The sequence below is a fragment of the Micromonospora sp. NPDC049081 genome (genome assembly GCF_040648835.1).
Lineage (GTDB): Bacteria > Actinomycetota > Actinomycetes > Mycobacteriales > Micromonosporaceae > Micromonospora > Micromonospora antibiotica.
The window spans coordinates 17,273-25,909 of record NZ_JBEZEK010000012.1 but is presented as its reverse complement, the minus strand read 5'-3'; the positions used below and the strand labels follow the sequence as shown (position 1 = coordinate 25,909).

24 protein-coding genes are annotated in these 8,637 nt (G+C 69.3%); 23 read left to right on the top strand and 1 reads right to left on the bottom strand.

The window, feature by feature from the left end:
- Positions 1–27: 27 nt before the first annotated feature.
- The 7 genes from AB0B63_RS18635 to AB0B63_RS18605 are packed head-to-tail and all read left to right on the top strand — an operon-like array spanning position 28 to position 2,038.
- On the top strand, positions 28–192 hold the full coding sequence (locus tag AB0B63_RS18635; protein WP_357020130.1) for a hypothetical protein: 165 nt from the start codon (positions 28–30) through the stop codon (positions 190–192).
- Positions 192–491: a hypothetical protein gene (locus tag AB0B63_RS18630; protein ID WP_357020127.1), complete on the top strand. Its 300-nt coding sequence runs from the start codon at positions 192–194 to the stop codon at positions 489–491. The genes AB0B63_RS18635 and AB0B63_RS18630 overlap by 1 nt, the downstream gene beginning before the upstream one ends.
- A complete protein-coding gene (locus tag AB0B63_RS18625; RefSeq protein ID WP_357020124.1) occupies positions 488–943 on the top strand; it encodes a hypothetical protein in 456 nt (151 codons plus the stop codon). The genes AB0B63_RS18630 and AB0B63_RS18625 overlap by 4 nt, the downstream gene beginning before the upstream one ends.
- A complete protein-coding gene (locus tag AB0B63_RS18620; RefSeq protein ID WP_357020121.1) occupies positions 940–1,314 on the top strand; it encodes a hypothetical protein in 375 nt (124 codons plus the stop codon). Before AB0B63_RS18625 ends, AB0B63_RS18620 begins: the two co-directional genes overlap by 4 nt.
- Positions 1,304–1,585, top strand: coding sequence for a hypothetical protein (locus AB0B63_RS18615; RefSeq protein ID WP_357020118.1), 282 nt, complete (start codon positions 1,304–1,306; stop codon positions 1,583–1,585). The genes AB0B63_RS18620 and AB0B63_RS18615 overlap by 11 nt, the downstream gene beginning before the upstream one ends.
- Positions 1,582–1,848, top strand: coding sequence for a hypothetical protein (locus AB0B63_RS18610; protein ID WP_357020115.1), 267 nt, complete (start codon positions 1,582–1,584; stop codon positions 1,846–1,848). Before AB0B63_RS18615 ends, AB0B63_RS18610 begins: the two co-directional genes overlap by 4 nt.
- On the top strand, positions 1,841–2,038 hold the full coding sequence (locus tag AB0B63_RS18605; protein WP_357020111.1) for a hypothetical protein: 198 nt from the start codon (positions 1,841–1,843) through the stop codon (positions 2,036–2,038). Before AB0B63_RS18610 ends, AB0B63_RS18605 begins: the two co-directional genes overlap by 8 nt.
- A 56-nt stretch (positions 2,039–2,094) precedes the next feature.
- Here AB0B63_RS18605 and AB0B63_RS18600 read toward each other — a convergent pair whose 3' ends face one another.
- The gene (locus AB0B63_RS18600; RefSeq protein WP_357020108.1) at positions 2,095–2,322 is read right to left on the bottom strand and encodes a hypothetical protein; all 228 of its coding nucleotides are present in this window, start codon (positions 2,320–2,322) and stop codon (positions 2,095–2,097) included.
- A gap of 94 nt (positions 2,323–2,416) precedes the next feature.
- Here AB0B63_RS18600 and AB0B63_RS18595 point away from each other — a divergent pair, with 94 nt between their 5' ends.
- The 16 genes from AB0B63_RS18595 (at position 2,417) to AB0B63_RS18520 (ending at position 8,635) form a co-directional block, all read left to right on the top strand.
- Positions 2,417–2,602, top strand: a complete 186-nt coding sequence (locus tag AB0B63_RS18595; protein ID WP_357020105.1) for a hypothetical protein — start codon at positions 2,417–2,419, stop codon at positions 2,600–2,602.
- Complete coding sequence (locus AB0B63_RS18590; RefSeq protein WP_357020102.1) at positions 2,599–2,973, top strand: hypothetical protein; 375 nt, start codon at positions 2,599–2,601, stop codon at positions 2,971–2,973. Before AB0B63_RS18595 ends, AB0B63_RS18590 begins: the two co-directional genes overlap by 4 nt.
- Positions 2,970–3,203, top strand: coding sequence for a hypothetical protein (locus AB0B63_RS18585; RefSeq protein WP_357020099.1), 234 nt, complete (start codon positions 2,970–2,972; stop codon positions 3,201–3,203). The genes AB0B63_RS18590 and AB0B63_RS18585 overlap by 4 nt, the downstream gene beginning before the upstream one ends.
- Before the next feature lie 123 nt (positions 3,204–3,326).
- Positions 3,327–4,112 (top strand): hypothetical protein, encoded by a 786-nt coding sequence (locus tag AB0B63_RS18580; RefSeq protein WP_357020096.1) that lies wholly within the window; start codon positions 3,327–3,329, stop codon positions 4,110–4,112.
- Positions 4,112–4,471, top strand: coding sequence for a hypothetical protein (locus AB0B63_RS18575; protein WP_357020092.1), 360 nt, complete (start codon positions 4,112–4,114; stop codon positions 4,469–4,471). The genes AB0B63_RS18580 and AB0B63_RS18575 overlap by 1 nt, the downstream gene beginning before the upstream one ends.
- Positions 4,468–4,722 (top strand): hypothetical protein, encoded by a 255-nt coding sequence (locus tag AB0B63_RS18570; RefSeq protein WP_357020089.1) that lies wholly within the window; start codon positions 4,468–4,470, stop codon positions 4,720–4,722. The genes AB0B63_RS18575 and AB0B63_RS18570 overlap by 4 nt, the downstream gene beginning before the upstream one ends.
- Before the next feature lie 236 nt (positions 4,723–4,958).
- Positions 4,959–5,225 (top strand): hypothetical protein, encoded by a 267-nt coding sequence (locus AB0B63_RS18565; RefSeq protein WP_357020086.1) that lies wholly within the window; start codon positions 4,959–4,961, stop codon positions 5,223–5,225.
- The gene (locus AB0B63_RS18560) at positions 5,222–5,749 is read left to right on the top strand and encodes an SLOG family protein (protein WP_357020083.1); all 528 of its coding nucleotides are present in this window, start codon (positions 5,222–5,224) and stop codon (positions 5,747–5,749) included. Before AB0B63_RS18565 ends, AB0B63_RS18560 begins: the two co-directional genes overlap by 4 nt.
- Positions 5,746–6,099 carry a hypothetical protein gene (locus AB0B63_RS18555; protein WP_357020080.1) on the top strand — a complete coding sequence of 118 codons (354 nt, stop codon included), beginning with the start codon at positions 5,746–5,748 and terminating at the stop codon, positions 6,097–6,099. The genes AB0B63_RS18560 and AB0B63_RS18555 overlap by 4 nt, the downstream gene beginning before the upstream one ends.
- Positions 6,096–6,524, top strand: a complete 429-nt coding sequence (locus AB0B63_RS18550) for a hypothetical protein (protein WP_357020077.1) — start codon at positions 6,096–6,098, stop codon at positions 6,522–6,524. The genes AB0B63_RS18555 and AB0B63_RS18550 overlap by 4 nt, the downstream gene beginning before the upstream one ends.
- Entirely contained in the window at positions 6,521–6,919 is a 399-nt protein-coding gene (locus tag AB0B63_RS18545; RefSeq protein WP_357020074.1) for a hypothetical protein, read from the top strand. Before AB0B63_RS18550 ends, AB0B63_RS18545 begins: the two co-directional genes overlap by 4 nt.
- On the top strand, positions 6,916–7,290 hold the full coding sequence (locus AB0B63_RS18540; RefSeq protein ID WP_357020071.1) for a hypothetical protein: 375 nt from the start codon (positions 6,916–6,918) through the stop codon (positions 7,288–7,290). The genes AB0B63_RS18545 and AB0B63_RS18540 overlap by 4 nt, the downstream gene beginning before the upstream one ends.
- The gene (locus tag AB0B63_RS18535; protein WP_357020068.1) at positions 7,287–7,460 is read left to right on the top strand and encodes a hypothetical protein; all 174 of its coding nucleotides are present in this window, start codon (positions 7,287–7,289) and stop codon (positions 7,458–7,460) included. Before AB0B63_RS18540 ends, AB0B63_RS18535 begins: the two co-directional genes overlap by 4 nt.
- Before the next feature lie 8 nt (positions 7,461–7,468).
- Positions 7,469–7,957 (top strand): hypothetical protein, encoded by a 489-nt coding sequence (locus AB0B63_RS18530; protein ID WP_357020065.1) that lies wholly within the window; start codon positions 7,469–7,471, stop codon positions 7,955–7,957.
- On the top strand, positions 7,954–8,451 hold the full coding sequence (locus AB0B63_RS18525) for a RusA family crossover junction endodeoxyribonuclease (RefSeq protein WP_357020062.1): 498 nt from the start codon (positions 7,954–7,956) through the stop codon (positions 8,449–8,451). Before AB0B63_RS18530 ends, AB0B63_RS18525 begins: the two co-directional genes overlap by 4 nt.
- Positions 8,444–8,635 carry a hypothetical protein gene (locus AB0B63_RS18520; protein ID WP_357020059.1) on the top strand — a complete coding sequence of 64 codons (192 nt, stop codon included), beginning with the start codon at positions 8,444–8,446 and terminating at the stop codon, positions 8,633–8,635. The genes AB0B63_RS18525 and AB0B63_RS18520 overlap by 8 nt, the downstream gene beginning before the upstream one ends.
- Positions 8,636–8,637: the final 2 nt, after the last annotated feature.

Sequence of the window (8,637 nt, the reverse complement as noted above, 5' to 3'; positions counted from 1 at the left end):
ACCGCCCCCGCTATGGGGCGCGCCCGGGTGCCCCTCAACCTGATGCCCCGCCTCGGCGAGGTCGACGGACCCACCGTCGCCTTCCCCACCACCGGTGCCGCCGCCATCAACCGGGGTTCCGGCTACCGGTCCCGCCGGCCGGTGGATGGCAACCGGGTGCCGGAGCGGCTGTCACGGCAGCAGGTGGCGTGATGCCCGACCTGACTGTCCTGTACCAGGACGCGGACGTCATCACCCTGTCGATCATCGCCGGCCTGCTCGTCGGGATCTGGGCGGTGCTGCTCGTCGACTGGCAGCGCGTCGCCACCTGGTGGTGCCGTCCGCCAGCCCCGCCGTTACTCCCCCGCATCCCGCAGGGCCGGATCGCCTACCCGTCCCGGCGGGTCATGCGCCACGAGCAGGCCGTCTTCGCGGCCATCGCCGACCAGGCATTCAACGTCACCTACGCCTGCCACCAGATCATCCGCGATCACGAGGAGACAAGCCGATGAGCACCATCCTGGCAATCCTGCTCGTCGCCTTCGGTCTCGTCGTGGCGGGCATCGGGGGTGCCCTCCTCCGCGACCTCGTCGTTGAATCCCGTGCCGACGCCGCGCAAGGCCGCCACGAACTGACCGAACACGCCCGCCGGCCGCAGCCCACCGGCGACGGGGCAACCACCGCAGCCTGGCAGACCCGCCAACACCGGCCAGCCAAACACGCAGCACCCCCCGTGCAGGCCGCTGTTGAGCCCCCGCCGGAGGCGAACGTCCAGGCACCGCCGCCTGTCTACCAGCCGCCGTATCGGACCGCCGCCGGCTCTGCCGCTGTCACCCAGGATTTTGGGGGCTGGCTTGCCGCCCGCAACACGGTTCTGGCAGGTGACCCTCTGCCTGCTGCCGCCAATGACGAGGTAACCACCCAACTGCCGCCGGTTGCCTCTGCCCGGGATGGTGTGCGGTGAGGTGGTGGACGTGGCTTCGGGCATGGCTGTCCAGCCGGGCCACGCTGGCAGCCCGGCTGGTCAAGGTGGAGGCGGAGCGGGATCGGCTGGCCGCGCAGGTGCGCCGCCTCACCGCCCGCCGCGAGGTGGAGGCGGAGACGCACCGCCGGGAGATGCAGGCCGCCCGGCGCGAGCTGGAGGCGTTGGACGCGGCCAACCGGGCGGTTGATGACCGGCTGCGACGTGAAGTCATCCACGGCACCCGACAGGCGCAACGCCTCAACCAGGCGCATCAGTTCGCCGCCCAGTTGCCCGACGACCTTGCCGCCGAGCTGCGTGCCCTGGTCACCCCGCAGATCGCCGCCGTTGAGGGAGCACCCCATGCCCGTTGAGTTGTATGTCGTGACGCCCCGCGATCTGTTGGTGGCGTGGATCGCGTGGGTGGTGATCACTCTCGCGGCGGTCGGTTTCGCGGTGTTGGTGCTTCGTCAGCCGCCGGCCTGCCCTGTCTGCGGTGGGGTTGACTCACCGGAGTCGGCGCGGACGGTGGAGCTGCCGCGCAACCGGGTGCGCGGCCCACGTACGGGCAGTCTGCACGGCCCGGTGCACCGCCCTGATCTGGCGGACGCACCCACCACGGTCATCGAGCGGGTGCACCGGTGATGGGCGTCGACTGGGTTGACCCCGGCCCGGCCGGGTTCGTGGTCGGCGGTGCGCTGATCGCGGCGGGTGCCGGCTGGTTGCGGTGGTCGCGTCGCCGTCTGCGGGCCGAGGTGACGGCAGAGGTTGGCGCGTCGTTCACGCCGGGCCGAGTGCGGGTGCCTGCCATGCCGGTGCGCCGTGCGGAGCCGGTGACCATGCTGATGGCGCGGGTGTCGGATGCCCCGGACGCCACACAGGTCATGCCGGCGGTGCGCCGTGGCTGACCAGGAGCCGCTGTTCAACGACGCCGACCGGGTCACTATCGGCGTCACGTTGACGATCCTGGGATCTGGTGCTGCCGCTCTGGGCTGGCCGCTGGCGTCCGCTGTCATCGGCTGGGGCGTCTGCATGCTGATCACCGCCTGGATTCGGGTTCGCCCCCGGCAGCAGCGGAGCGGGGCGCGCCGTGGCTGACCCAGGCAGGTCGGAGCGGCAGCAGGCGGCGGGTGCCCGGTGAACACGGCCCTCGGTTACTCGTCTGGGAGCTTCGGAATCGGCTTGGCCGGTCGCGCCGGTGGTTCGTCCTGGTCATGCACGAGCCACCGCAGAAAGGCGATCACGTGTGCGTTGAGGTCTGATCCGACCTCGGCGACGGCGATCTTCGCGCGTTCGCGCAGCTCGACTGGCGGTCGCGGCGTGATGGCCGGATGGCGGTGGACGTTCGGCATGTCGGTCAGTTTCTCATTGGGGCTAGCCACCGGTCGAACCTACCCTGTAAAGTCTGAGGTGGCTAGCCACCCTGATCAGGGGGCGAGCAGCCAAGAAGCCTCCTACCTCTGGAGTCGATGACGCATGTCTTACCAACAGCCCAAGCCTGGCCAGTACCGCCGGATCAGGGACAACGCTGAGGTGTTGGTCTTCGGCAGCACCGGCGATTCCGACATCGACACCGTGGCCCTCAAGGCGACGTCCAAGGGTTCCCGCCTCACCCACGTCCGGCTGGAGAACGTCTGGAAGAAGTACGAGGTGGCGAAGTGACCGCCCCCGTCTTCGACCTGACCGCCGCCCGCCGGGACACCGCCCACTGGCCGCCCCTCGACGGCGACATCTGGACCGACCGCGACGGCCGCGAATGGCTCGCCGGCATCGTCGACCTCCCCGGCGACAACGCAATCATCGGATTCAGCCACGACAAAACCCGCTGCGTCCCCCGGTACGCGCTGGAGAAGTACGGCCCGCTGACCCTCAAGTTCGGTGGTCACGCCCGGCAGCAGTACGACCAGCTACCCGCCGAGGTTCGTGAGCGGGAGACCGCCTATCTGGCTGGCAGGTGCCCGTGGTGCGGGCCGGAGGGTGCCACCGGACCGGAGTGCCGTGACTGCCTCGAAGGTGCGGAGGCGGCGGCATGACCCAGGCGTCGCTCGCTTACATCGAAGCCCTTGACGACTGGGCCGAGGCGGACTGCCAGATGCGCCTTCGCCACAACGATCCACATTGCGGGCACCCGGCGGTGGTGCACCGGCCGAACAGGCTGGTCATCCGCTTTGTGTGCGCGTGTCATGCCGACCCGGATGAGCTGGACCGGGCGGCGGTCCGTTCTGGCCAGCCGGTGACGCCGTGCTCGGCGGTGGCAGCGTGACCGCCCCCGTCGCGGTTGCCCCGCCTCCGCCCCTGTCCGACCCGCCCACGGCCTCCACCGCGCAGACGTACATCTGCCCCACACCGAACAACCACTGAACCCGCAACGAACGGGAGCACACCCATGAGCGTCACCATGAACGCCGACGTGGCGAAAGCCCTCCGCGAGCCGTTCCCCGCCGAACTGATCGGCAAGCTCCCCCGCATCTGGTGCAAGGGATGCCGCGACAACCAACGCAGCGGACGCACCTGCGAACAGCACACCAAGGTCAAGTGCCGGGACTGCAACAACAACATCACCCAGGCGCACCTGCACCTGGACTACGTCGGACACGCCGAAACCACCGACCGTTTCCTGAGCGTCGACCCCGAGTGGAACTGGGAGCCGATGGCGTTCGGCACCGACGGTCTGCCCCTCATCGACCGTGCCGGTGGCCTGTGGATTCGCCTGACCATCGCCGGTGTTACCCGACCCGGGTACGGGCATGCGAACGGCAAGGAAGGCCCCGACGCCGTCAAGGAAGCCATCGGCGACGCGCTCCGTAACGCCGGCATGCGCTTCGGGGTGGCCCTCGACCTGTGGGGTGCCAAGTTCAAGGACGACCCGTCCGACAGCGGCACCGACAGTCAGCAGCAGCCCACCGCCGACGAGTGGGAGAACGCCCGGCCTGTCGGACGTGGACAGGAACTCACCGCCGAGCAGCGCGTCGAGCAGGGCCGCCGGGCAATCGCCACCGCCACCACGAAGGAAGCCCTCGACAACCTCGCTGCCCTGGTCGCCAAGTACGAGACGGAAGGGTCCATGTCTGCGGACCAGGCGAAGACCCTCAAGTCGGCGATCGTCGCCCGGGAGAGCGAGCTGCGCACCCAGCAGCCGCGCCGGTCCGCCCCGGTTGAGGCGACCGCCTGATGTCCGCCCCGGCGAACGCCACCGACGTGGCACGGCAGCTAGCGAAGCTGTCACTCGACCTGGACGCCACCGTCGAACAACTTGAGGTGGCCGACCGTGATGCGACGGAGAAGCGGGCCGCATCCGAGCTGGCGTTCTCCCGGGCGTTCATGTCCGCCGAGGGTTCCGTCGAAACCCGCAAGCACCTTGCGGTCATCGCCACCCACGACATTCGGCTTGAGACGGAGGTGGCGGACGCCCTGGTCCGCCACCTCCGCCGCCGGGTGGACGCCATCAAAACCCGCATCGAAGTGGGCCGCAGCTACGGGGCCGCGATCCGCGCAGAGGTCGCCTTGGCCGGTTCGGGGATGACCCCGTGACCGGAAGCCTGGACAACGAACGGTTGCGCTGCCCCCGCGACTCGAAGCTACTCACCGCCGACCTGACCGAACGCGGCTACCGCTGCGAGCACTGCGGCTACACCGAGCAGTTCGGTGTACGGCGAACCCCGCTGGTGACTGCTCGGTCGGCGCGGTCGCTGGTCGCCCAGTACCGACAGATGCGGGCCGCAGGGAAGCCGCTGCCAACCCGCCGATTCGCTGGCCGTCTGATCGCCGAGGAGGCATCGTGAAGCGTTCCACCCCTCTGCCGCGCCGCACCCCCTTGCCGCCGGCCCGGAAGCCGCTCGCCCGCACGTCCGGTCTAGCTCCTGTCAGTGCGCGGAAGTCCGCAATCCCCGACGGCAAGCCGGTTCGGTCCACCTTCAGGCGGACCCGTTGGACGCCTGCCGTTCCCGCCGCTGTGGCTGCCGCCCTCACCGCCCGATCGGGGGGTGTCTGTGAGATCGCCCTGCACGGTTGCACCACCGTGGCGACGGACCCCTGCCACCGCGTGAAGCAGGGCATGGGCGGCCGGCACGGTGACGCGAAGGCCGCCAACAACACCCTGTCGAACCTGATGCACGGCTGCCGCACCTGCCACCAGTGGACGCACTCCCGGTCCGTCGAGGCATACGAGATGGGTATCCGGCTGCGGGAGGGATTCGATCCGGCGTCGGAGCCCGCCCTGTACCGGGGTGCGTTGGCCTTCCTGACCGACTCGGGTGCTGTCGTCACCGTGGACGTGCCGGCGTGAGCGGCACCTTCCGGCTGCTGGTCACCGGATCACGTGGATGGGACGCCGACACTCTCACACCTGACGGGCACACCATCGCCGATGTTCTCGACGGCATCGCCGCATCGACTGCCCGCGCCGGGTTCGACTCGCTGACCGTCGTCCACGGTGCCTGCCCGAAAGGCGCGGACGCGGTTGCCGACGCCTGGTGCCGGAACAGGTCCCGGCGCGGTTGGCCGGTGCTGGTGGATCGGCACCCGGCCGACTGGAAGCGCAACGGGCGCGGGGCCGGCATGGTCCGCAACCTGCGGATGGTGAACCTGGGTGCAGACATGTGCGCCGCGTTCATCTTGAACGGGTCGGCGGGTGCAACCCACTGCGCTGACGCTGCCGAGGGTGCGGGCATGTACGTGCAGCGGTTCCACGTGTCGACGGCCCAGCCGCTTCCCGATTTCGATGGCACCGATGTGTCGGCTGCCGCGTTGCGCGCCGACACGATCTCTCACTCCCCCAACCAGACGACCGCACAGGAGGCACACGCATGACCGAGAACGCGAAGTCGCACACCGAAAGCTGCGCCCACGGCGTTTACTGCCAGTTTCACCCGGACGCGCTCGGCGCGAACGACCAAGAGCGCGACCGGCTGCACGCCGAACTGGCCGCCCTCCGCGCCCAGGTGGCCTACTACGAGGGTCCGCAGAAGCAGCCTGGCCGGATCACCCTCGTCCCGGCGGAGCAGCGAGCGCCGCTCTACGCGGCGTACAAGGCGGCCCGGGAGTGGGCCGACCGAAACGGCGAGTCGTACAGCGACGACGGGATTATCCAGGCTGCGGTGAAGGCATACCGGGCTGAGTTGGTTACCCAGGCGAAGCAGGCGTCGGGGGTGTCGGCGTGACCGCGACTCTCGGGCAGGCCGCCATCACCATCACCGACCGCGACAAGGCCACCCTCACCGTGGAGCGCAACGCCGACGGGCGGGTGTCCGCGTGGATTGCTGCGCCCGGGTTCAACGACGGGCACTCGATCCTGCTCGACGAAGCCGACGCGGTGAGCGTGGCCGCGTTCCTCACCGGCCGCGTTGTCGACCTGCTGCCGCATCTGGTTGCTGCCCGCCGGCAGGCCGCCGTGTACGCCAACGAGATCGGCCGGTTGAAGGCCGACATGAGGCGGATGCAGGCCGACAACACGGCACGGGATGCGGTGGTGGAGGCGGCAACGGTGTGGCGGGCGCAGTTCACCCGGCCGCCCGCGATCAAGCTGCCGCGTCAGGCCGCCCTGATCGACGCCGTGGATGCCCTGCCGACGGCGGTAAACGCATGAGCACCGGCCTTCTTCAGACCAACATCCGCCCGCTAGTCGGCGATGAGGTTCTGATCCGTGGCATCGTCAAGCAGTTCACGCCGGGCGTGGGTGTGCTCGTCGAACTGCTGTCGAAGACCGACCAGCACGAGGCGTGGGTGCGCCTCGACGACGTCGCCGACGTGGTGCTGCCGAACCTGCCTGTGGAGCCCACCGACGGCACGTGGCTGGCCGGTGTGGAGCCCGGCGGCGCAAACGCGCGGGTGTTCATTCGCGACGACAGCGAGGGGCATAACGACCCGGAGCGTCGCTACCACCGCCGCTGGTGGGATGTGGCCGCCGAGCAGTGGGTGGACTGGCCGACTGCGGTGAAGCGCGGCGCGAACCCGTCTCGGCCGCTGGGGGTGTCCCGGTGACCGCTGCGATGCCTGAGCCGCCGGATCGCGCCATCGTCGGCCTGTTCGACCCCACCGGCCGTGCCCTGCCCATCGTTCTCGAACGCGACGACACCGAGGACGCCAAACTTGGCGAGGTTGACCACTGGTTCTCGGTGGACGGCAATCTCATCTACACCTGGCGGCAGGTGTTGGGACTGGCCGCACGCGATGGTCTGCGGGTGGTGCGCCTATACCGGGCCGACGACCCGGCCGTCACCGGCGCGTTCAACGCGGGCGTGGAGGCCGCCGTGGCTTTGCTCGAACAGTTCGCCGAGTCGTGCAAGGGCGTCGAGTACGACGGCATGTGGGCCGACGTCATCGGGGAAGCCCGCAGGGCGGTGCGGTCGTGACCGAGACGCTGATCAAGTTGCTGCTCGCCGCCGTACTAACCCTGCTCATCAAGGGCGGTGTCGCGCTCACCGGCCACTGGATTGCTTGGTGGCTTGCCGCCCTCATCTCCCTGGCTGTCGTGTTCGGCGGCTGGCTGATCATCACCGACACGGATGGGGCGTGGGACTGATGACTCCCGTGAAGGCCATCACCATCCGCGAACCGTACGCATCCTGCATCGCTGCTGGAGCCAAGTTGATCGAGAATCGCGCCTCCGGCACCACCTATCGGGGACCACTCCTCATCCACACCAGCCAACAGATCGACCGCCCCGCCTGCAACAACAACCTGATCCGCCGCACCCTGTGGGGTCGCACCGACTACACCGACACCGCCACCGGCTACATGATCGGCGACTTCAACTTCGGTCAGGTCATCGCCGTCGCCGACCTGGTGGATGTGCACGACGCCGAGACGATTCCTGTGCTGACCGGTGAGCCGGGCACCTGCTGTGAGCCGTGGGGGCAGCGTCTGCACGGGTCGCGGACCGCGAAGCATCTGGTGTTGGCGAACGTGCGGAGGCTGCGGCAGCCGGTGCACGCCCGGGGAGCCCTCGGCCTGTGGACCCCGACGGATGACGTGATCGCCTGCGTCGATCTGGAAACGACGCGGGCAGGTGCACGATGACCGTCGCCACCGACACGCTCATTCGCATCGTCGCCTACGGCACCCCCGGCCCCCAGGGATCGAAGTCGTTCAAGGGACGCAGCCGCACCGGCAAAGCCATCATGGTCGAGTCGTCGAAGAAGGTGAAGCCGTGGCGGGAAGCCGTTGAGGCCGCCGCCCTGCAAGCCGTCAACGCGCTCCCCCGCCATCTGCGCGACGGGTTCCCCCTCGACGGGCCGCTCGCCGGCCGGTTCGTGTTCACCCTCCGCAAGCCGCTGTCCGCACCCAAGCGGCGGCGCACCTGGCCCACCACCTACCCCGACACGTCGAAGCTGCTGCGGTCCACCGAAGACGCCCTCACCAAGGCGGGCGTGTGGGTAGACGACGCACGGATCGTCGACTTCGACCGGCTCGCCAAGGTGTTCCCCGGGGAAGATCCGGAGGCCCTAGACCAACCCGGTGTGGTCATCGAGCTGCGCCGCATCACCGACCTGTCGGCGGTGCAGCGTGGTTGAGCAAACCCTGACCCGCGCCCGCCTGCCGTTTGTCGGCCGACGCGGGGACACCGTCGAGATCACCGCCGACGGACGCATCCGCTTCAACACGCGAATCCTCGGCGCGGTCGACGCCCTCGAACTGTCGGCTGCCCTCGCACGCGCCGTCAACGACACCAACCACACGCCAACCAAAGGAGCCTGACC